The sequence below is a fragment of the Nonomuraea antimicrobica genome, from assembly GCF_039536965.1.
In the GTDB taxonomy this organism is placed as follows: domain Bacteria; phylum Actinomycetota; class Actinomycetes; order Streptosporangiales; family Streptosporangiaceae; genus Nonomuraea; species Nonomuraea antimicrobica.
The window spans coordinates 53,466-74,653 of record NZ_BAAAZP010000031.1 but is presented as its reverse complement, the minus strand read 5'-3'; the positions used below and the strand labels follow the sequence as shown (position 1 = coordinate 74,653).

General features: G+C 68.3%; 19 protein-coding genes and 1 pseudogene. 14 read left to right on the top strand and 6 right to left on the bottom strand.

The annotated features are described in order from the left end of the window. Positions 1-40 precede the first annotated feature (40 nt). Positions 41-208 (bottom strand): hypothetical protein, encoded by a 168-nt coding sequence (locus ABD844_RS09675; protein ID WP_344875150.1) that lies wholly within the window; start codon positions 206-208, stop codon positions 41-43. After that, positions 183-1,208: a hypothetical protein gene (locus tag ABD844_RS09670; protein WP_344875148.1), complete on the bottom strand. Its 1,026-nt coding sequence runs from the start codon at positions 1,206-1,208 to the stop codon at positions 183-185. The genes ABD844_RS09675 and ABD844_RS09670 overlap by 26 nt, the downstream gene beginning before the upstream one ends. A gap of 41 nt (positions 1,209-1,249) precedes the next feature. Between ABD844_RS09670 and ABD844_RS09665 the strand changes: the two are divergent. The 5 genes and pseudogenes from ABD844_RS09665 to ABD844_RS09645 all read left to right on the top strand — a co-directional run. Continuing rightward, positions 1,250-1,600: pseudogene (locus ABD844_RS09665) on the top strand (integrase core domain-containing protein); the annotation flags it as partial. 346 nt (positions 1,601-1,946) lie between these two features. Continuing rightward, positions 1,947-3,347 (top strand): coiled-coil domain-containing protein, encoded by a 1,401-nt coding sequence (locus tag ABD844_RS09660; protein WP_344875146.1) that lies wholly within the window; start codon positions 1,947-1,949, stop codon positions 3,345-3,347. Between the two features lie 839 nt (positions 3,348-4,186). Then, positions 4,187-5,734, top strand: coding sequence for a rifampin monooxygenase (gene rox / locus ABD844_RS09655; protein ID WP_344875144.1), 1,548 nt, complete (start codon positions 4,187-4,189; stop codon positions 5,732-5,734). Positions 5,735-6,435: 701 nt separating this feature from the next. Further along, positions 6,436-7,038, top strand: coding sequence for a TetR/AcrR family transcriptional regulator (locus tag ABD844_RS09650; RefSeq protein WP_344875142.1), 603 nt, complete (start codon positions 6,436-6,438; stop codon positions 7,036-7,038). A gap of 74 nt (positions 7,039-7,112) precedes the next feature. Next, positions 7,113-8,279 carry an MFS transporter gene (locus ABD844_RS09645; RefSeq protein WP_344875140.1) on the top strand — a complete coding sequence of 389 codons (1,167 nt, stop codon included), beginning with the start codon at positions 7,113-7,115 and terminating at the stop codon, positions 8,277-8,279. A gap of 161 nt (positions 8,280-8,440) precedes the next feature. Here ABD844_RS09645 and ABD844_RS09640 read toward each other — a convergent pair whose 3' ends face one another. Next, positions 8,441-8,779 (bottom strand): hypothetical protein, encoded by a 339-nt coding sequence (locus tag ABD844_RS09640; protein WP_344875138.1) that lies wholly within the window; start codon positions 8,777-8,779, stop codon positions 8,441-8,443. A 96-nt stretch (positions 8,780-8,875) separates the two neighbouring features. Next, entirely contained in the window at positions 8,876-10,180 is a 1,305-nt protein-coding gene (locus ABD844_RS09635) for a M50 family metallopeptidase (RefSeq protein ID WP_344875136.1), read from the bottom strand. Positions 10,181-10,536: 356 nt separating this feature from the next. Between ABD844_RS09635 and ABD844_RS09630 the strand changes: the two genes are divergently transcribed. From ABD844_RS09630 to ABD844_RS09610, 5 genes are all read left to right on the top strand, one after another. Further along, entirely contained in the window at positions 10,537-13,701 is a 3,165-nt protein-coding gene (locus tag ABD844_RS09630; RefSeq protein ID WP_344875134.1) for a S8 family peptidase, read from the top strand. A gap of 154 nt (positions 13,702-13,855) precedes the next feature. Then, positions 13,856-14,428, top strand: a complete 573-nt coding sequence (locus ABD844_RS09625) for a DUF6506 family protein (RefSeq protein WP_344875132.1) — start codon at positions 13,856-13,858, stop codon at positions 14,426-14,428. 219 nt (positions 14,429-14,647) lie between these two features. Next, entirely contained in the window at positions 14,648-15,154 is a 507-nt protein-coding gene (locus ABD844_RS09620) for a hypothetical protein (RefSeq protein ID WP_344875130.1), read from the top strand. Positions 15,155-15,267: 113 nt separating this feature from the next. After that, the gene (locus ABD844_RS09615; protein WP_344875128.1) at positions 15,268-16,347 is read left to right on the top strand and encodes an NADP-dependent oxidoreductase; all 1,080 of its coding nucleotides are present in this window, start codon (positions 15,268-15,270) and stop codon (positions 16,345-16,347) included. Between the two features lie 48 nt (positions 16,348-16,395). Continuing rightward, on the top strand, positions 16,396-16,788 hold the full coding sequence (locus ABD844_RS09610) for a MerR family transcriptional regulator (RefSeq protein WP_344875126.1): 393 nt from the start codon (positions 16,396-16,398) through the stop codon (positions 16,786-16,788). Here the strand turns inward: ABD844_RS09610 and ABD844_RS09605 are convergent. Continuing rightward, the gene (locus tag ABD844_RS09605; RefSeq protein WP_344875124.1) at positions 16,781-17,173 is read right to left on the bottom strand and encodes an integrase core domain-containing protein; all 393 of its coding nucleotides are present in this window, start codon (positions 17,171-17,173) and stop codon (positions 16,781-16,783) included. The two genes, ABD844_RS09610 and ABD844_RS09605, sit on opposite strands and share 8 nt — an antisense overlap. Before the next feature lie 87 nt (positions 17,174-17,260). After that, on the bottom strand, positions 17,261-17,614 hold the full coding sequence (locus ABD844_RS09600) for an ABC transporter permease (protein ID WP_344875122.1): 354 nt from the start codon (positions 17,612-17,614) through the stop codon (positions 17,261-17,263). Positions 17,615-17,856: 242 nt separating this feature from the next. Here ABD844_RS09600 and ABD844_RS09595 point away from each other — a divergent pair, with 242 nt between their 5' ends. The 4 genes from ABD844_RS09595 to ABD844_RS09580 all read left to right on the top strand — a co-directional run bounded on the left by ABD844_RS09595 (position 17,857) and on the right by ABD844_RS09580 (position 21,135). Further along, positions 17,857-18,477, top strand: coding sequence for a hypothetical protein (locus ABD844_RS09595; RefSeq protein WP_344875120.1), 621 nt, complete (start codon positions 17,857-17,859; stop codon positions 18,475-18,477). Between the two features lie 28 nt (positions 18,478-18,505). Continuing rightward, positions 18,506-18,871 carry a hypothetical protein gene (locus tag ABD844_RS09590; protein WP_344875118.1) on the top strand — a complete coding sequence of 122 codons (366 nt, stop codon included), beginning with the start codon at positions 18,506-18,508 and terminating at the stop codon, positions 18,869-18,871. Then, complete coding sequence (locus tag ABD844_RS09585; RefSeq protein ID WP_344875116.1) at positions 18,864-19,226, top strand: hypothetical protein; 363 nt, start codon at positions 18,864-18,866, stop codon at positions 19,224-19,226. Before ABD844_RS09590 ends, ABD844_RS09585 begins: the two co-directional genes overlap by 8 nt. 412 nt (positions 19,227-19,638) lie before the next feature. Continuing rightward, on the top strand, positions 19,639-21,135 hold the full coding sequence (locus ABD844_RS09580) for an IMP dehydrogenase (RefSeq protein WP_344875114.1): 1,497 nt from the start codon (positions 19,639-19,641) through the stop codon (positions 21,133-21,135). Positions 21,136-21,188: the final 53 nt, after the last annotated feature.

The window sequence follows — 21,188 nt, the reverse complement described above, 5'->3', positions numbered from 1 at the left end:
GAGCCACCGATGCTGGCTGAAGAATCTGCGATCTGCATCATTAAGTCAGAAACGCCTCACCCAGGTGGACGAAGGCGTCCAGGAATCCGGTCCAGGCGTTCACCTCGAACAACAGGTCCGGCAGGTCGATACGCGTCAGCATCGCCGAAGTGGTCGCGCGCAGCCAACGCAGCGACTCGCTTTCACCCAGCGCGCCCAGCCGCTCCACGTTCAGTTTGGGCCCGCCCCTGTCGGAGGCCACGATGGAGACCTTGGCCTCCTCGCCGGCTTCTTCCAGCCGCTCGACCATCTGCAGCCAGGCAGCGTCCAGCGCTGTTACCCGCTCGGCCAGATGCTCGGCCACCGGCGCCTCCAAGTTCAGCCCGGCCAGCACATCCTCGCGGACCGCCTGCCCAGGCTGGGCCATCCAGTAGCCGGGCGCGAGGATCGGACCAGCGGTGGGAGGGGGCGGCGTGGATGTCACGCCGGTGCAGGGCCCTGACTAGGTGCTCCAACACGCACATCACGTACGCGTCGCGATCGACCGAGCCAGTGGGCAGATCCGGATTGGCGTAGACAGCGCGCCGCCACATCGGCGGCACCAACTTCTCGTCGATCTCCTTGGGCAGCAGCGGCGTTTGTTTGACCTTCCGCCGCGCCAGGGCCGGCAACCGCTTCACCGCCGCCAGCACCCGCCTGCCGCCGGAGGCGGCGCCCAGCGCAGCCGAGTCACCCAGCAGCGTCAGGAACAGCCGGACGGTGTTGTATCGCTCCGTCAAGGACTGACGCATCCGGCTGTCGCCGTCGTCGGCATCAGGACCGATGAGCGTTTCTACCTGCTCCAACGCCTGGCGCACCTCATCCCTGGAAGCGACGCTCTCCACCGCGTTCCACAACGCGGCCACATCCAGATCCGTCTCGGTCTCCTCCACCAGGCGGAGCTGATCGATCAGCACCCGGGACGCGCGCGCCGGCGTCCGCGATGCGCTCTCCAACCGCGGCAGCATCGCCAGGCGCTCCTTGCCGGTCGCCCGCCGCGCCGGATTGATCAGCTTGGTGGCCATGAGCAGCACGAACAGGTCCAACGCGTCGTCGATCGCCATCGCCTCCAGATGCCGCACGATCGCACACACCATCGCCGTCCGCTTGGGCTCACCCGCCCGGGCCAGATTGGGCGTCTTGCTGCCCGATCCATAGCGGGCCAGCGCCGACAGCCGATTCGGCGGCACATGCGCCAACCTCAACCGGCCGCTGTTCCTCAGCCCCGGTGTCCAACGACAACCCCTACTCCGAAGCGCAGTTCCGGACGCTGAAGTACTGCCCGGCCTTTCCCGAACGCTTCGGCTCAATCACCCACGCCCGCGCCTTCTGCACCGAGTTCTTCTCCTACTACAACCACGAGCACCGGCACTCCGGCATCGGCCTGCACACCCCGGCCTCGGTCCATCTGGGCACCGCCGGCCAGATCCGGGCCGAGCGCGCCCGGACACTCCAGGCCGCCTACGCAGCCCACCCCGGCAGGTTCCGTCGCAAGCCCACCCCGCCGCGCCTGCCCACAGGCGTCTGGATCAACGAACCCGCCAAGGCGGAAACCAGCTCCGATACAGAACAAGTCGCCTGAAACGGCTCAAACGGTTTGACGGCTACCGGGCGGTCGACTACCGAGCCGCCATCGACAGGCAGGCCCGAGCAGGAGAAGAAACAACCGCTTTGGGCGGCTTTGTCTCGTCCTGAGTGCTGCAATCAGGTGACCAATCCACTGAAAGGGTGTGGCGAACGCCCATGAAATTTACGTGGCTGGTCCCACTTGGCAGCTCGGATGCTCGTCATGCCTCTCTCACGTCTGCAGGAGCAGAAACTTGCGGGAATTCTACATTCTCGCAAGTTGAGCGGGATCCGGGGGCGCGCAACGGATCAGATTTTTTGATTTTGATTTTCTGGAAAATCGTAAATGGTAGGCTGCCGATGTGACGGCAGAGACCAGTGTGGTGACGCCCTGTAAGCACTGCGGGGCGCCGATTGAGCAGCGGCGGGGGCGGGGGCGGCCCAAGGCGTACTGTCCTGAGAAGGACTGTCAGGCGGCTGCCAAGCGAGAGCGGGAGTTGCGGCGGGCCACCCCCGGGCTGGAAGGGGCGCTGGCCAGGGCCGAGCAGTTGTACGACCGGATGGAGAGCGGGCTGGCCGCGGCCATCGAGCCGCTGGCGCGGGCACTGGCCGAGGAGCTCAGTCCCGCCGGTGTCGAGGCCAAGCTGAGCGCCATCCAGGCCGAGGCGCACACCCGGGTCGCGATCGCGCGTACCGAGCGGGAGCAGGCGTTCGAGCAGGTACGGCTGGCGCGCGAGGCCGCCGAGCACGCCCGCAGGCAGACGACCGAGATGCGGCAGCGCCTCGAAGAGGCCGAGCACGAACGCGAGACCGCGCTGGGCGACGCCGAACGCGCCAGAGAGCAGGCGCTGGCCGCCCTGCGGGAGGCGTCGAGCACGGAGCGGCAGGCGTTGCTGACGGCCGAGGAGGCCAAGCGACGTGCTGAGCTGGCCGAACACCAGGCAGAGGAGGCCACCCGGCAGGCCGAGCTGACCGAGCAGGCCCGTGATCAGGCCGTCCAGGAGCTGGCGGAGCGGGTCGAGTTGGCCGACAGGCGGGCGGAGGAGGCGCGCTCCCAGGCCGCGCAGGCACAGGACGACGCCCGGACCCAGGTCTCGAGGATCGAGGAGGAGGCGCGGGTCCGGGTGCTGGAGGCGCAGGAGGAGTCTCAGTCCCAGGTGCTGCAGGTACGCCAGGAGGCCGAGGCGCAGGTCCTTCACGCGCAGGAGGCGGCGCGGGCCGAGGTCGTACGGGCGCAGGAGCAGACCGAGCTGGCCCGCGAGGAACGGGATCGCGCTCGCGAGGAAGCGGCGGCCTCGGTCGAGGCGAGGGCGCAGGCCGAGAGAGACATGGTCGCGTCCAAGGCACGGGAGGAGGCGGCGGCGCAGGAGCGCGAACGCGCGGTGGAGCGGGCGATCAGGGCGGAGCGCGCCGCCGCCGACGCGGAACGTGACCGGGCGATCGCGCTCAAGGACGCCGGGCTGGCGGCGGCAGAGACGGAACGGCTGGCAGCAAAGGTGACGGCGATCAAGGAGGAGGGCGCGGCGGCGCTGTCGCGCGAGCGCAAGCTCGCCTCCCGGGAACGTTCGCGGGCCGAGGCGGCGGGCAAGGAGCGTGACCAGGCTCAGGCGAGGCTGCTGGTGGAGCGCGCGCGACTGGACGACCTCCGCGCCGAGCTGGAAGCGGCACGTACGGAGGCCGCGCAGTTGCGGGAACGAGCGGTGGCGGCGGAGCTTCAGGAACGGGCGGTGGTGGCGCAGTTGCGGGAACGGGGCGCCGGCTGAGCTTCGGGAACGGGTGACGACCGGGGAGTCGCGGGGACGGTTGGTGGCAGGGGAGTCGCGGTAGCGGGGGAGTCGCGTGCAACGGAGATCACGTGGATGGAGGCAGGGGGTGCGTCCCGGTGAAGGGAGGCGTGGCGTGACCGACGCCATGCGCCCTCTGCCAACAGCGGGGCGTGTGGTGGTCGTCGGCAACGACTGCGCTTCGAGGGAGGGTACGCGCTGCTCGGGCAGCTCATCGCCGACGTCACCGCATCGCGTTCCGAGGAGGCGGCCACCCGCATGGTGCTCGAACCCCCGGGACGAGAGATTCATGGTCCCGCGGAGCTGTCCGTCCACCGGAGTGGCCGTCAGCCATCGCCTCGCCGACTAGGCCCACCGCTCCCGAACATGTCCCCAGCCGCCAGGCGCCCGGGTGAGAGATTTTGCTCGGCATCTTGCCTATGCGTCGTCATCGCGCTGGTCGTCAAGCTCGCCTACGACCAGTTCGCGTAGTGGCCACGAGCGAACCTCATCATGGCAGCGCCTACCGAGAGCCCGTCAGCCTCCGGCGGGCAGCCAGGACCAGACCGTCGACCGTGGCCGGGTCCAGCCGGCCGCCACGCCGGATGCGCCCTGCGATCGCACGGGCTGTTCGGAGTCGTGATCACGTGGCCGGGAAAGGATTGGACGGGATGATGCTCGGGCTTGTAGCTTGCAGTTGACCGTGACACCGCCCGAGGAGGTGAGACCCATGAACGCTGTATCGATGTGGGTGCTCCCCTTCCCGTCACAGTCGGGCGATTGACGTAGGTGTCGCCGGGAGCGCCTCGCCAACAAGGCACTCCCGAAAGGCAACACCTATGCACTCTCAGCAGGTCACCGCCGAGCAGCCCGCCAGCGACAGGGGCGAGCGTGACTCCACGGCGGGCGGCGTCCCCGGAGCTCTCCGGTCGCCGGCCTCCGGCGCCGATCGTGCGCCCCTCACCTTCGATGTGATCATTGCCGGGTGCGGGCCGACCGGTGCGATGCTCGCCGCCGAACTGCGGCTGCACGATGTGCGGGTACTCGTTCTGGAGAAGGAAACGGAGCCCGCGTCGTTCGTCCGCATAGTCGGTCTGCATGTTCGCAGTCTCGAGCTGATGGCGATGCGCGGACTGCTGGATCGTATTCTCCGGCATGGGAGACAGCGTCCGGCCGGCGGCTTCTTCGCCGCCATCCCCAAAGCCGCGCCCAAGGGCCTGGATTCCGCGTACGCCTATCTGCTGGGCGTCCCGCAGCCGGTCATAGTACATCTGCTCGAAGAACATGCGATCGAACGGGGTGCGCAGGTCCGGCGCGGTTGCGCGGTGGCCGGTTTCGAGCAGGACGACGAGGGCGTGACCGTCGAGTTGGCCGACGGGGAACGGCTGCGTTCGCGCTACCTCGTCGGCTGTGACGGCGGGCGCAGTACGGTGCGTAAACTGCTCGGCGTCGGGTTCCCCGGCGAGCCCTCACGGACCGAGACGCTGATGGGCGAGATGGAAGTGGGCGTGCCGCAGGAGGAGATCGCCGCCAAGGTGACCGAAATCCGCGAGACCCAGCAGCGATTCTGGCTCCGGCCCTTCGGCGAAGGGGTCTACAGCGTCGTGGTCCCCGCCGCGGGAGTCGCCGACCGCGCGGAACCGCCCACCCTCAAGGATTTCCAACAACAGTTGCGCACCATCGCCGGAACCGACTTCGGCGTGCACTCCCCGCGCTGGATGTCCCGCTTCGGGGATGCCACCCGGCTGGCCGAACGTTATCGGGTCGGGCGGGTGCTCCTGGCCGGCGATGCGGCGCACATCCATCCACCCATCGGCGGACAGGGCCTCAACCTGGGCGTTCAGGACGCGTTCAACCTCGGCTGGAAACTGGCCGCGCAGATCCGTGGCTGGGCCCCGGACACACTGCTGGACACGTACCAGGCCGAACGTCATCCGGTCGCCGAGGACGTGCTGGACAACACCCGCGCCCAGATGGAACTGCTGTCCACCGAACCTGGCCCGCAGGCCGTGCGCAGGCTGCTCACCGAGCTGATGGACTTCGACGAGGTGAACCGCCATCTGATCGAGAAGATCACCGCGATCGGCATCCGCTACGACTTCGGCGAGGGCCCCGACCTGCTCGGCCGCCGCCTGCACGACATCGACGTGAAACAGGGCCACCTCTACGGTCTGCTGCATCACGGCCGCGGCCTGCTGCTGGACCGTACCGAACGCCTGACCGTCGGCGGCTGGTCAGACCGGGTCGACTACCTCGCGGATCCCACTGCGGTACTGGATGTCCCGTGCGTCCTGCTACGCCCCGACGGCCACGTCGCCTGGATCGGCGACGATCAGCAGGACCTGGACGACCACCTCTCCCGCTGGTTCGGCAAGTCGGCCAACTGATGTCGCCTGAGCAACCGAAAAGGCCCGTGAGAAGGATCGGAACGGCCAGTGGCGACTGACCATCGGAAGGCTGGAGGCAGCATCTGCCGTGGTGCTCTGGCGCCAGGGTCGGCCTGCGAGGAGGGTCGGCCTCCGAGTGACGACCGGAAGACGGCGCAAGATTGCCAGGTGCAGCCGCCGTACGTGATCCGCGGCGAAGCCGAAGCGGCGCCCGAGGAGCCCCGCGCCCCCGCCGGTCGTGTGGCCGACCGCGCCCACGTTCGGACTGGAACGGGGCATGACGAGCATCCGAACGAACAGTCCCGTTGACAGCGCGGAGTTGAGCGGCTTCTCGTGACTTTCTGTGCGGATGTGCTTCGCCGGAAGGTTTCCACAGGTCATAAGCCATGCAGAGCGGGCCGGTGGGTTGTGATGCGCTGACCGCGAAAGGGGAGTGATGCGCGACCGAAGCACGATGGGGTAGACGACGCCCACCGCCATCGCTTGGTCGCGCAACCCCTTGGCGAGCCGGTCGGCGAGAATCCACTCGTCCTCGGCCGCCATTGTCCACATGCGACCTCCCGCAGCATGCGGGGGTGTGTCAACGAACGAACGCCCAAGCTCACAGCCTGCGGCGTCGCAACTGCGAACGTGGACGGTCATGAAGAGTTCGGATCCCATCATTTTGGATCTCGGAATACAGAACGTGGTAGCGTTCGCCCATGGCCAGACCGCGAACCTTCGACGAGAGCGTGGTTCTCGAAGCCGCAGCGGCGCAGTTCCGCGTCCACGGCTACGCCGACACGTCGACCGAGCAGCTCTGCGAGGCCGCTGACGTGCGACGCAGCAGTCTGTACAACGCGTTCACGTCGAAGGATGAGCTTTTCGTACGGGCGCTTGAGCACTACGCGTCCACCATGCGAGCACTCCAGGCGTCCATCCTCACCGACGCCTCCCTCAGCGGTGCCGAACGGCTCCGGAAGCTGATCGACGCGATCATCGACGAGGAACGTGTCGCGCGCGCCGAGGGGCATGCCGCCGGTTGCATGGGCGTGCACACTCTGATGAATCCCGACCTGCGGGCGCGTGATGAGCGCATCGCGCGCATTCTCGAGCGAGATCTCCAGGAGCGCCTCGGCCTGCTGGAGGACACCATCCGGGCCGGCCGCATGGACGGAAGCATGCCTGACGGCCCTGCTGCCGGTGAAGGCGCACTCCTGGTCAACACCCTCATCTCCGGCATCCGCGTGACGGCCCAGACCGGAGTCACCCCCGAGATTCTGCACCGGATCGCCCTCGACGGGCTTCGTTCCCTGCTGGCCTGAGCGAAGAGGGCGACAGACTCCGTCTCTCGCCCTGCCCAAGTTTTGGATTTCAGAATACAGAAAGGCATCGCTCCATGAAACGGCCTCTCTACTGGCTCATGCTCACCCTTCTCATCGTCGCCATGAGCGAACTGCAGACGATGGGCATGCTGCCTCACATGGCACGTAGCCTCGGCGCCTCGACAACCACGATCGGCACGCTGATCTCGATCTACGCTTTCGGCATGGCCATCGGCGGCCCGCTCATCGTCATGGCCCTCCGCCTGGTCCCGCCCAAGGCCGCGCTCCTGGGCGTCGTCACCGCCTACGCGATACTCGAAGCCTCCGTGCCCCTGGTGCACAACTACTGGTGGATCGCCGCGCTTCGACTGCTGACCGGGAGCCTGGGCGGCGCCGTGTTCGGACTCACCCTGACCATGGCCGCCCGGCTCGCCCCCAGCCCCGACCGCATCGCGTCGTCGATCTCCATCGTGCTGAACGGTCTCATGTTCGGCGCCGTCCTGGGCCTGCCCATCAGCCACGCCATCGCCACCACCTGGAACTGGCAGGCGAGCTTCTTCGCCCTGGGCGCCGCCGGTCTGATCATCGCCCTGCTCGACCTGCGTACCCTGCCCGCACTGCCCGCCGTCTCCGCGCAGACCTCCGCCGACGACCTGCGGCAGCTCCGCTCGCCGCGGCTGTGGAGCCGCTACCTGGTCAGCCTGCTCACCATCGGAGCGACCTACGGCGCGTTCTCCTACTTCACCCCCCTGCTGGAACACGACGCGGGCTTCTCGCCCAACACCACGACCCTGATCCTCTTCGGCTACGGCCTGTGCACCGTCCTCGGCAACAACGTGGTGGGCCGCTACGCAGACCGCCACGCGGTAACCCTGCTGCGCATCGGCCACCTCGCCCTGGCCGGCGCGCTGGTGGTCCTCGCCCTGTTCGCCCACCTGCCCTGGGCCGCCCTGCCCGGCGTGCTTGCGGTCGGCCTCGTCGGCGTCACGATGAACCCCGCACTCGTCTCACGCGTCGTCGAAGTCGCCGGAGCCGGGGGACTGGTCAACACCGTGCACACGTCCGTCATCACCCTGGGCGTCGTCGCCGGCAGCGCCATCGGCGGCCTCGCCATCAGCGCCGCCGACGACACCGCCGCCGCCATGTGGACCGGCGCCATCCTCGCCATCGTCGCCACCTGCGTCCTGAGCGCACAAACCCTCAATTACAAACGCGTCCGCCCCCAGCCAGTACAAGATTGACCCGGCAAGCCACCGAGCGACACGACCGTGACGCCCACACTACGAACAGGCGCATCAGGAAATCACTGAAAGCTCCGGCGCCCGACCGGCAGGTTCGCTCGTAACCTCGCCCTGCCGCTTCGGGATCAGTGGAGCTGGATGGAGGTTATCGATGAAGCTGATCATGGTTGGGTGGCTGTGACACGGGCGGCGTACATCCGGTGCGCCTTGCGCGCGGCGGGGCTGGAACCGGCGAGGGCAGCGCTCTGCTCCAGCGCGGCGCAGTCGAAGGCAAGCGGGGCCGCGATGCGGACCGAGCAGCTGTGGCCGCGGCGGATGGTCTGCCCGGAGGCCAAAGCCTGGCAGACGCCTTCGTCACCGGCGGTGCGCACCTGGCGGTATGCCTCGACGAGGGTGGCCGCCCCGCCCTGGTCGAGGGCGGCGGGGCGGCCGAGGGTCTTGCCGGCGGCGACACCTTCACGGGTGTTCTCGCTGATCATGTCGCGCTGGAACTCCAGCACGGCCGCTTCCCGCGCGGGCGGGCGGAGTTTCCCGACATCGTGCCCTGCGCGCAGCATGTCGTGGCAGGTGGTCGGAGAACATCACGAACCGGTCCGTCAGTTCGTCAGCGTGAGCGGGTTGACCAGGTCGGCGTAGATGAGCAGGCCTGCCATGATCATCATCACCAGTGCCGCCGCGTACGTCAGCGGCAGCACTTTGGCGATGTCGACGTGCTTGGGCTTCGGCCGCCGCATGACCTTGGCGTAGGCCCGCTTGAGCCCCTCCCAGAGCCCGCCCGCGATGTGCCCGCCGTCGAGCGGCAGCAGCGGGATCAGGTTGAAAATGCCGATCGCCAGGTTGAAGCCGGCCAGCAGGTTGACGAAGGTGGCGATCTTCTCCTCGTTGGACAGGTCGGAGGTCAGGATCTCGCCGCCCAAGCGGCCCGCGCCGACCATGCCCACCGGGCCCTCGGGGTCACGTTCCTCGCCGGAGAAGGCCGCGTGCCAGACGCCGACCATCTTCTCCGGCAGGTTGAAGATCGAGCCTGCCACCCTGGCCGTCTGCTCGCCCATGTAGCCGATCACCTGGCCGACGCTCTGCTGCTCCATCACCTTGGTGGGCCGCACGCCGAGGAAGCCGACGTTCTTGTCGGTCTTCTCGGGGTCTTCGAGGTTGGGCTGGTCCTGGGCGATGAGCGTGACGTCGAACGTCATCGGCTTACCGTCACGCACGATGCCGAGCTTGACCGGGCCGGCGCCGTGGGAGCGGATCAGGCGCTTGGCGTCTTCCCAGGAGTCGATCGTGGCGCCGTCGAAGGAGACCATGTGGTCGCCCGGCTTGAGGCCCGCCTGCGCGGCCGGGGTGGGCTGGTCGCCGGGCTTGCAGGCGGCGCGCTGCTCGGAGACGGGGATGACGCACGTTTCGGTGGCGGACGAGACGATCGGGGCATCGGCGGGCAGGCCGATGCCGACCAGCAGGATGGCGAAGAAGACGAACGCCAGCACGAGGTTCATCAACGGCCCGCCGGACATGATGATGACCTTCTGCCACCACTTCTTGCGGTAGAAGACGCGGTTCTCGTCGCCTGGACGCACCTCTTCCAGCGCGGCCTCGCGGGCGGACTCGATCAGCCCCTGGAAAGGTCCTGTCGCCGTGCTCCTGACCTTGGTGGGATCCTCTCCGGGGCGCGGCGGCAGCATCCCGATCATGCGGATGTAGCCGCCGAACGGGATCCACTTGATGCCGTATTCGGTCTCGCCTTTGCGCCGGGACCAGGCCGTGGAGCCGAAGCCCACCATGTACTGGGTCACCTTGACGCCGAAGAGCTTGGCCGGCACCAGGTGGCCGAGTTCGTGCAGCGCGATGGACATCATCAACCCGAGGAGGAAGAGGATGATCCCCACGACGTAGAGCCAGTTCATCTAGGGGCGCTCCTCGGCACGCGACAAGGACAGATGTGAAGGACGAGACGAAAGGTGCGAAGCTCCAATGTAGTCGAACGCGCCACACCACAAGGCTGACCGCATTTCCCGAGCATTGACAGCTGATGCGTTCAGCTCGCGACCTGCCCACCCGGCCGGAGAACGCCGTCTCCTCCACCGCCCAGCTCCTCGGTGTCAGCAGACTGATTCCCCAGATATTGGACGAATTGGACATCTCCCGCCCATCGCCGTCACCTGGAAATCGCTGGCGCCGTGCAACCTGGAACGACGTCCCGAGCGTATGGCAATAACGAGTGATCATCGCCAAACGGATTCGGGAAAAGGGAGAAGACGGAGTGCGAAAGACGACGACGAGAGCGGCGGGCGCGTTCCTGCTGGTCGCCGCGTCCATCATCGTGTTACCCGCAGCTCACGCGAGCGCCGGGGGAGCGGGGAACGCCCGCAGTGTCACCCTGATCACCGGCGACCGGGTGGTCCTCGCACCGGACGGAAGTCCCCTGATCGCGCCGGGCGAGGGAAGGGAGGGTATCGACTTCCACACCTTCGGCAGCGGTGAGCGGTTGCGGGTCGTGCCGGGTGACGCGATCGAGCCCCTGCGGCAGGGACGCCTGGATCCGCGCCTGTTCGAGGTGAGCGCGCTTGCCGAGTCCGGTTACGACGACCGGCGTCAGGACCTGCCGCTCGTCGTCACCGGCGCGTCCGCGCCCAGATCGTTGCGCGGCGGGGCGGGGCAGCGGGCGCTGGCCGCGGTCGGCGGCTTCGCCGTGCGGCAGGACAGGGCGCAGGCCGTCCGGTTCTGGCAGGACCTGCGGAACGTCGGGGGCAAGATCTGGCTCGACGCGCGCGTCAAGCTGTCCCTTGACGCCAGCGTCAAGCAGATCGGCGCTCCCGCGGCCTGGGCGAAGGGGCTGACCGGCGCGGGGGTCAAGGTGGCGGTGCTGGACACCGGCATCGACAGTGCCCATCCGGACCTGGCCGGGAAGGTGGTCGCGCGGGCGGACTTCACCGATACGCCCGACGAACGGGATGTGGTCGGCCACGGCACGCATGTGGCGTCCACCATCGCGGGCACCGGAGCTTCCTCCGACGGCAGGTATCGCGGTGTGGCGCCGGACGCCCAACTGCTGGACGGCAAGGTGTGCGAACCGGGTTTCTGCACCTACTCCGCCATTCTGGCCGGGATGCAGTGGGCCGCCGACCAGGGCGCCCGGGTGGTCAACCTGAGCCTGGGCGGCCTGGACGAGCCCGGTCTCGACCCGATGGAGGAGGCCGTTCAGCGACTGAGCGAGAGCCACGGCACGCTGTTCGTGGTCGCGGCGGGCAACGTCGAGGCCGACCGTTCGGTCAGCTCCCCCGCCAGCGCGGACGCCGCCCTGGCCGTGGGGGCCGTGGACAGGACGGACCGGCTGGCGGACTTCTCCAGCAAGGGCCCGCGCGTGGGCGACTCCGGGCTGAAGCCGGAGATCACCGCGCCGGGCGTGGAGATCGCCGCCGCGCGGAGCAAGGACAGCGCGGGCAGCGGGCCGTACGTGGCCATGTCGGGGACCTCGATGGCGACCCCGCACGTCGCGGGAACAGCCGCGCTGCTGGCCGGCGCGCACGCGAGCTGGAAGGCGGCGGAGCTGAAGGCCACGCTCATGGGCTCGGCCAAGCCCTCTCCGCAGACGGAGGTGTTCTCCCAGGGAGCGGGACGCGTGGACGCCGAGCGGGCGGCCACGCAGGCGGTGACCGCGGACCCGCCCGGCCTGGGGTTCGGCCTGCAGCGCTGGCCACACGCCGACGACGAGGTGCTCACCAGGAAGCTCACCTACCACAACCACGGTGATACGCCGGTCACCCTCGACCTCGGCGTCACGTCGGGCACGACCTTCTCCGTCAGCCCGGCCACGCTGACGGTGCCCGCGGGCGGACAGGCGGAGGCGACGGTGACGGCGGACACGCGTACCGGCGAGCCCGACGGCTTCCTCGGCGCTTTCGTCGAGGCCAAGGGGCCGGGCGGCGTCGTGGTGAGCACGCCCGCCGCGGTGGAGAAGGAGATCGAGAGCTACGACCTGACCGTCAACCAGACCGACCGGTCGGGCAAGCCGACGGCCGACTATCAGATGGTGATCTGGCGGCTGGACGCCGCGGAACCGTCGCCCCAGGTGTTCTGGCCGACCGAGAGCTCGATGACCTTCCGCCTGCCCAGGGGCGAGTACCTGCTGGACACCACCATCCTGAGCGAGGACGGCGTGGCGCTGCTGGTGCAGCCACGCCTGCGCCTGGACAGGGCGTGGACCGTCGAGGCGGACGCCCGGCTGGGCCGACCCACGTCGATCCGCCCGCCCACGCCCGGCGCGGTGCTGAAGGAGGGCAACGTCGCGTACTCGTTCAGGACGCCCGACCGGTTGCATGTCAGGGGCTGGTACCCGCGGAACTTCGCCAGGGCGTTCACCGCGCAGCTCGGCCCCGAGCAGGCGAAAGAAGGCATGCTCACCCGGGTGAGCGCGCACTACCAGGCGGGTCAGGACAGTTACCAGCTCGCCTGGTTCGAGCGGGATCGCATGATCACCGGCTATGACCGGGCGGTGGATCCCAAGGATCTGGCGCGCGTACGTGTCGACGTCGCGGAGCATCTGCCGGGTGCCCGCGTGCTGGTGGGCCGTCAGGCCGTGCCGAGCCAGGGCGTCTTCCTGACGCATCCCAGCGTGAACGAGCTCACCTCACCGTCGACGTCGACCGAGTACGTCAACACCGACGAAGGCATCCGCTGGTCCGCCGCCATGACCGAGTTCGGGGCCGACGGCCAGATCACCGCGTTCTCGTCCGCTCCCGTGCGGTTGCGGCCGGGCAGCGTCACCACGGAGTTGTGGAACCGTGGCGTGTTCGGCCCCTCCCTCCCGTCGGGGGACCAGACGAGCGAGCCCGCGCGCCGCACCGGCGACGTGATCGCGGTGAATCTGCCGATGTTCGGCGACGGGCGCGGGTCGATCGGGTACTCCGGGGCCACCGAGCACCTGTCCCTCTACCGCGATGGCGAGCTCGTCGGCGAGAGCGACTGGCTGATGGAGTGGTTCACCGTGCCGCCGGGCGGGGGGACGTACCGGCTGGTCGCCGACGCGGAGCGAGGAGAGTCCGCGGTGTTGTCCACGCGCAGCTCGGCGACGTGGACGTTCCGGTCGGAAAACACGAGCTCGCCGACCCGGCTGCCGCTGTCCGTGGTGCGGTTCGCCCCGGACCTCGACGTGCGGAACTCCGCTCCGGCCGGGCGGCGCTTCGAGGTGCCGTTCACCGTGCAGCGGCTGGCCGGGAGCGCGGCGGGCCCGGCGCGTGAGGTGGTCGTGGAGGTGTCCTACGACGACGGCGTGACCTGGAGCCGGGCGAAGGTCGCCGGGTCCAAGGTCGTCCTGGACCATCCCGGGCGCAGCGGGTTCGTGTCGCTTCGGGCAAGTTCGGCCGACGTTCATGGCAACACGGTGGAGCAGAGCGTGATCCGCGCCTACCGGATCACCGCGCCGTAGCGGTTCGCTCCCGGCGGTCCCTGGCGGGGCCGCCGGGAGCGTCCTTTCAGCGGTGGTGGCAGCTCTGGGACGGGCGGTCGGTCCGGACGGCGACCGTGTCCTCGTCGCCGATCGGCTTGACCTCAAGTTTGGTTGAGGTGAAAGGCTTCCGGGCATGAGCGAAGACAGGGTGATCATTTATGAGGAGGTCGGCGCCGACCCGTCGATCGACGTCATGACCGTCCAGAACGGCAGCGGGCGCACGCGCGTACGGGCCGTCGGCGAGCCTGGGCAGATGGTGGAGCTCGTATCCCGGCTGGTCGCCGAAGGGGTGGACCAGGTCGAGCTCTGCGGCGCGTTCGGCGCGGTCTGGCACGCCGAGGCCGGCCGGGCGGTCGGCGGTGAGGTGCCGGTGGGGGCCGTCTACTACGGGTTCGAGTCGCTGACGGGCGTGGCCTCGTACAAGGCGCGTTTCGAGGCGGGGGAGACACTGTCGGAGGCGTTCATCATCGTGCACGAAGGCGCCGATCCGGCGGTCGACGTGGTGGTGCACGAGAGGGGTGACGGCGGCAGGACGACTCTCGTCGCGGTCCCCGACGAGACCGTCGCCGGCGAGGTGGCCGGGAAGATGGCGAGCGAACTGCAACTGATCGAGCTGTACGGAGGATCCGGGCCCGAGGGCGCAGAACCGGTCATACGCGCCGTGGACAGCCGGGTGCCGGTCGGCGTCACCGCATATCGGCGGTAGAGGACGGGGCGCTCAGCGGGAAGTCTGCCGTCGGCTCCGACGCGGTCGACGCCGTGGGAGGTCACCGCCGTGCGTGCGCGCCTCCAACGCCCATAGATCACGCGCGAGCCGAACGTCCTGGTCCAGCCGAACCTGTTCGGAGACCGGCGGCAACGGGGCAAGCCCGATCGCCTTGTGCCGCCAGGTCTCTGCCTGAAGCGGGGACGTGCTCCTTCGGCGATGGCGGGTGAACCCTGCACCGGATCCGCACCAACGCTGCGCATCGCCCGCAAACACGTCTGCTTTGATGGCGCCGTGACGGAGCGCAGAACGCCACAAACGCGCGAGGTCTACTGGACGTTCGGATGCGGGCTCTCCGCGATCATCGCCATTGCGTGCGCGACGTTCGGGACCTTCCTCGATATCCACCTGGTGGCTCGCGCGCAGCTCTACTGCCTGGGCGACCTGAGCTCGGGCGAAAACTTCGCCGGTACCGTCTGGTCTCTGAGCCGGATCGTGATCTTTCCGATCGTCTCGGTACTGTCGGCGCTTGTCGCGCAGTCATTTCACCTGCTGACCCGGCTGCCCTGGCTGGCCGGACGTCTATGGTCGGGCGCCATACTGCTTGCTCTCACCGTTGCCGGCTCCATCGCCGGACCCGTCGCCATGACCATGTACGACCTGGCCGCCGAGGGCACTCCAGGTGACTGCGTTCTACCCTGGTGGCCCTCGTGGCTTCCCTCATAGGCCGGTAACGCCGTCCTGTACGCGCAAATCGCGAACACACCCGTACGAAGTCCGGGAAACGATCTTCCAGGCTCCCGTTTCGTCCCTGCTCAGAGGTCCCGCAGGTAGGCGGCTTGACCTTCACGTATGGGTCAATCCCTACGGTCGTCGGCATGGACGCACCTTCGAACAGCACAACGTTCTCCGGCACCTCCCGCACCGGACTGGAGGTCAGGCTCGTCGCACGCCCGGAGGGCCTGCCCACTCCCGGCGACTTCGAGATCGCCGAGGTCACTGTCCCTGATCCCGCAGTGGGTCAGGTACTGGTCCGCAATCTGTTCATGTCGCTCGAGCCCGGCATGCTCATGTTGATCGCGGGGATCTCTGGCCTGCCGATGCCCCGCTATGAGATCGGCAAGGTGATGTACGGAGCCGCCATCGGTGAAGTGGTGGCCTCTGCCGACCCGTCACTGGGCGCAGGCGACCTGGTGATGCATCGGTTCGGCTGGCGCGAGTACGCCGTGGCGCAGGCCGGGCTGTTTCGCCGCGTTGACCGCGACGCCTACTCGACGCCTTCTACCTACCTAGGCTCCGGGCTGGTCGCGTATGTCGGGCTCATGGATGCCGCGGAGCTACGGCCCGGCGACACCGTCTTCGTCTCCAGCGCGGCTGGAGCGACCGGAAACATGGCCGGTCAGATCGCCCGGCTCAAGGGGGCGTCCCGGGTGATCGGCAGCGCCGGATCACCCGAGAAGGTCGCCCGGCTGACCGGCGAACTCGGGTTCGACGCGGCCTTCGACTATCACGACGGCCCGATCGTGGACAGGCTGCGCGAGGCCGCCCCCGAAGGCATCGACGTCTACTTCGACAACGTGGGCGGCGAACAGTTGCATGCCGCGATCGAGGTCATGAACCCGCATGGCCGCATCGCGCTGTGCGGAGCCCTCAACCGGCAGGGCGAGAGCCGTCCTGGCGACGGGCCTGGCGACCTGCTCAGTGTGATCGGCAAGCGCCTCACCATGCGCGGCTTCACCACGAGCGATCATCTTGACCGTGCTCCGGAGTTCGACACGCAGTTCCGTACCTGGCTGGGCGAAGGCGCGATCGTCCACGACGAGACGGTGATCGACGGGCTCGCGAACGCGCCGCAGGCCCTCCTCGGTCTCGTGAAGGGCGCATACACCGGGAAGACGGTGGTCCGGCTCGGGACTTGACCTTGATGTGTACGCGAAGCCGTGCGGTTGGACTCGGAGGTGCCTGTGATGCTCATCGGTGAACTGGCCGCGGAGGCTGGGACCACGACCCGTGCCCTGCGCTACTACGAGGAGCAGGGCCTGCTCGAGTCCGGCCGTACGACCGCGGGGTATCGCGTGTACGAGCCCAGTGCGACCCTCCGCGTCCGCAATATTCGTGCGCTGCTGGCCTGCGGGTTCACCGTCGAAGATGTGAAGTCGTTCCTGGACTTCCTCGATGCTGAGCTGCCCGAGGTGTTCTGCTATGTGCCGCCGTGCGCCGCCAGCAACGCCGTCGCCGCGCAGCGGGTGGCTGAGCTGGAGGAGCGCATCGCCGCTCTCACCCGGCTGCGTGACAGCCTTGTCCACCGCATGCCCTGGCTGGCCGCGCCTGACGACACCGCAGACCAGCGGGTCACCTGATGATGAGGTGCCGCGGACTTTGTGGCTGGGCGAGCTCACCATCCAACGCGCCGGGCAAGACGGCCCGATCCGCTGCCAATACGAGGAACAGCAGCAGGTCAAGTTGTTCGAGGGAGGTGGGCATGCGCGGGATGAACGCGCCGGCCTCCCTCCGCGCCTGGGGTGGTGTCTTGGTCTCGGAGTGGGGGCGCTGGGTGTAGACCTCGCGGATGAACCGGCCGATCGCGGCGTCGAGCTGCGGAAGGGTGAGCTGCGCCTGGCTGGCGCGGTCGGGGGTGCCGCGGGGAGCGTAGCCGGGCAGGTGGGCCAGGCACATCTGGTTGACGGTGCCGATCAGCCGCTCGATCTTCCCGTGGCCGTGCGGCTGGCCCGTCCTGGTGAACACTCGGGCACTTGTTGTGAGTGTCCAATCAAAGGGCCGTTGGGCATGCTGAAGACCGGCACGACGGGATTGCTCATCGTGCCGGGCATGTCAGGCGGTTCGCAGTGCCGCGGTGGGTTGCATCCGGGCCGCGCGGATGGCGGGGAGCAGCCCGGCGATGGCGTGGATGGTGACGGCCGCGCCCAGCCCGCCGGCCCAGGCCGACGGGGGTACCACGGTGGCCCAGTTCTTGATGTGGGCGTAGATGGTGGTGGCCAGGGTGCCGATGGCCACGCCGGCGAGGCCGCCGAGCGCGGCCAGCAGGATCGCTTCGACCAGGAATTGGAGGCGGATGTCTGCTCTGGTCGCTCCGAGGGAGCGGCGCAGGCCGATCTCGGACCGGCGTTCCAGGACCGAGATGACCATGGTGTTGGCGACGCCGATGCCGCCGACGAGCAGTGCCACCGCACCCAGGCCCAGGAACAGGCCGTTGAGCGCGGATTGGGCGGCCGCGCGGGCTGCCTGAGCCGAAGCACGGTAGTTGTCACCGCAGGGGTTGCTTGATCTGCGAGGTCGGTTCGGGCGAGGCACGCTTGTTGTCACCGATGAGGCGCGGCATCTGTCACCGAGGCTACATTTCGTAGGCTTTCTGTCACTGGTTCGGGTGAGTGGCTGCGGTACGGGACGGGTCGGCGTTTCCTGGGCGTATGGTCGACGAACGAGATGCCACGGGTGGCTTGTGGTCGCATCGCTGCTCGTGGATGGATCTGCTGGTGCGGGTGCCCGTCGGGTCCGGCAGGCAGGGACTGGCGTTGGAGGGTGATTGGCCGCGACGGTGGACGGTGACCTGGCGGGCGAACGAGGCTGAGGTGTCGTGCCCGGTCCGGGACCTGGTGCAGATGCCCTGGTTGAACAGCGATCCGATCCGGGGGTTCTCCTGGCGGCGGGACCAGCGGCACCGGCCTGGGTTGATGTTCTGGAGCCTCGGCGAAGAAGCCTGGGCCGAGATCATCAACCAGCTGCCACCGGTTCCCGGCCCCGTTCAGCCCACCCTCGACGACCGCAAACGCCAAGAAGCCTCTGCGTTCATCTTGGCACGCGTCACCCAAGGCGCACCCCGCTTCGCGCCCCGCCCCATCGAGGCCCAGCAGCCGCAGCACACCCAGCGCGAATGGCTCCAGCGCCGGGGAAACACCTGGCACCACTTCAACCGCGAAGCTCCCCTCGCCCACTACGGCGCGCTCAAGAACCTCCTCGTCCACCACGCCGACCTCCTCGCAGCCACGACCGGTCTGATCTCCAGCGAGCCGGCTGAGCGTTTCGGCTAACATCCGCACCACCCATAAGGATCTGCAAGTGGAGCGCCCGCTGAACCGAGACGACCTTCTGACGCTCCTCGACACGGCAACCGGAGCGTGCAGAGCGGCCCGCGCCGCTCTCGCCGACGACGGCCAGTTCACCATCTGGGACGGAGACACTCCGGCATCCGAACTGGCCACGACCTACAGGCGACGGCTCCGCCTCACCACGAGACAAGGCGCCCAAACCCAGGCCCTTCAACAAACAGTCGACACCCTCAACGACCTCGGTCAATCCCCGATCCGACTCGGCTCGATCACCTCAGCCGACCGAACCTGGAACTACATCCTGTTCCTCACTCCGGACGCCACCAAGGTCATTGCCTGCACCGGAGTTCGCCGGAGAGGATCTGAGGATGACTGAACTGACCGACATGAGCGAGCGCAAGTACTTCAACCAGTTCGCCAAGCGCACCGGCATGTTCATCGGCCGCCCATCGCTGAAGGGCGTGACGGCGTTCTTGATCGGCTACGACCAGGCTGCTCGCCGACATGGCGGGCCTGGGCTCGACGGCTGGCGCGAATGGCTGATGGCCCGCTATCAAGTCGGCACCAATCTCGTCTGGGAGGCCCAGATTCAACAGATCGCTCTCGGCGAGACGGGAGTCAGACCGGACCTCACCCCGGAAGAGGAGACCCAAGTCACCGGCGTCCTCTTCGACCTGCTCGACAAGTTCCTGGCAGACCAGGAACGAGCCCTCCAGGGCCCGCAGACCTGAGCAGAACCGCACCCGCTGATCGGAACGCGCGCGAGCCCGCGACCCACCCGCAGACCTGGCCGATCAGATCGCACAGTCACAGGTGACAGAAAGCCTGCCTATGTGACAACTACCGTGCTTCGGCTCACCGCCCTACAGCAGACACTGGCGGTCGTGCGCATACCGCCGGGTAATTCACGCCATCAAGCCATCAAAGTCACAGGCATCGGCGCCCCTGACTGTCGTCAAAAATGAGGTGATCGATAGGGCGCCAGGTCACGACCGCACCCTGTTCCGATCCATGGGGCCAGTCATGGGCTCCGCAGCTTGCGGCACCTGCACGGCTGCCCTGCGATGCCTGCCCCTTGTGGAGCGAGGAGGCGATCTTGACAGCGGGGCGGTCCGGCCCCGGTCGACGGATCAGGAGGAACGAGTGGCACAGATCATCGCCGAGGTCTCACGGACGTTCAACGAATATCTGCTCTTGCCGAACCGGACCCGCACCGACTGCTCGCCTGCGACGGTTGACCTGCGCACGCCCTTGGTGCGGCACTTCGGAGGCGAAGTATCGGCGATCGAACTGCACGTCCCGTTCACCTCCGCGATCATGCAGGCCGTGGGCACGCCCGATCTCGCGATCGCGCTCGCGCGCAACGGCGGTCTCTGCTTCCTGCACCACAACCAACCGGTCCTGGACCAGGCGGCAGCGGTCCGGCAGGTGAAGAACTTCAAGGCCGGTTTCGTCACCAGCGACACGAACGTCCGCCCTGACGACAGCCTGAGCCTCCTGGCAGACGTCATGCGCCGCACCGGCCACAGCACCGCTGCGGTCACCCACGACGGGACCGCCGCCGGCCGCCTCCTCGGGCTGGTGACGTCCCGCGACTTCCACCCCCAACGCCACGACCTCGACGGACCGGTCAGCGGCCGGATGACCGCCCTGGCCGACCTTCCCCATGCAGGACCCGACGTCACGCTCTCCGAGGCCAACGCCCGGCTGTGGGACGAACGCCTCGACTGCCTTCCGGTGCTGGACGCCGAGGGCCACCTGCTGCATCTGGTGTTCCGTTCCGACTACACCGACAACAAGCGCTTCCCGAACCAGGTGGTGGACGCCGCCAAACGCCTGCGCGTGGGCGCGGGCGTCAACACTCATGACTACCGGGAGCGCGTCCCCGCCCTGGTGGAAGCGGGCGCGGACGTGCTGTGCCTCGACTCCTCCGACGGCTACAGCGACTGGCAGGCACAGGCGCTGACCTGGGTGAAGAAGCACTATCCTGAGATCCCGGTCGGCGGCGGCAACGTGGTCGACGGCGAGGCGTTCACCTTCCTCGCCGAGGCCGGCGCCGACTTCGTCAAGGTCGGCGTGGGCGGCGGCTCCATCTGCATCACCCGCGACCAGAAGGGCATCGGCCGCGGCCAGGCCAGCGCGGTTCTCGACGTCTGCGCGGCTCGGGACGCCTTCCGCGAGCGTACCGGCGAGTACGTGCCGATCTGCTCCGACGGCGGGCTCGTGCACGACTACCACGTGGCCCTGGCGCTGGCGATGGGAGCCGACTTCGTCATGATGGGACGCTACTTCGCGCGCTTCGACCAGGCGGCCGGCGCGAAGCTGCCCACCCGCGACGGCTTCGTCAAGGAGTACTGGGGCGAAGGATCCAACCGCGCCCGCAACTGGCAGCGCTACGGTCAGGGAGGCCAAGGGCTGGTCTTCGAGGAAGGGGTCGACGGCTACGTCCCCTACGCCGGCGACCTCAACGAAGGGCTCGCCCTGACGATCGCCAAGCTCAAGACCACGATGGTCTCCTGCGGCTCCATCACCCTGCCGGAGTTCCAGTCCACCGCCCGGCTCACTCTCGTCTCGGACCAGAGCTTCCAGGAGAACCACGCCAGCGTCACCCTGCGCGACACCCCGCCAACGCTGACCTGAGAAGCTACCGGTTGCCCGCGCTGATGATCCAGTCGTCTCGGGCCAAGCCTGTC

Coding starts and splice junctions, on each gene's coding strand:
- ABD844_RS09635 (WP_344875136.1), bottom strand. CDS start 10,180: ATGAACTGGCTCTACGTCGTGGGGATCATCCTCTTCCTCCTCGGGTTG.
- rox (WP_344875144.1), top strand. CDS start 4,187: ATGCACTCTCAGCAGGTCACCGCCGAGCAGCCCGCCAGCGACAGGGGC.
- ABD844_RS09650 (WP_344875142.1), top strand. CDS start 6,436: ATGGCCAGACCGCGAACCTTCGACGAGAGCGTGGTTCTCGAAGCCGCA.
- ABD844_RS09585 (WP_344875116.1), top strand. CDS start 18,864: ATGACTGAACTGACCGACATGAGCGAGCGCAAGTACTTCAACCAGTTC.
- ABD844_RS09645 (WP_344875140.1), top strand. CDS start 7,113: ATGAAACGGCCTCTCTACTGGCTCATGCTCACCCTTCTCATCGTCGCC.
- ABD844_RS09620 (WP_344875130.1), top strand. CDS start 14,648: ATGGCGGGTGAACCCTGCACCGGATCCGCACCAACGCTGCGCATCGCC.
- ABD844_RS09595 (WP_344875120.1), top strand. CDS start 17,857: ATGGTCGACGAACGAGATGCCACGGGTGGCTTGTGGTCGCATCGCTGC.
- ABD844_RS09625 (WP_344875132.1), top strand. CDS start 13,856: ATGAGCGAAGACAGGGTGATCATTTATGAGGAGGTCGGCGCCGACCCG.
- ABD844_RS09610 (WP_344875126.1), top strand. CDS start 16,396: ATGCTCATCGGTGAACTGGCCGCGGAGGCTGGGACCACGACCCGTGCC.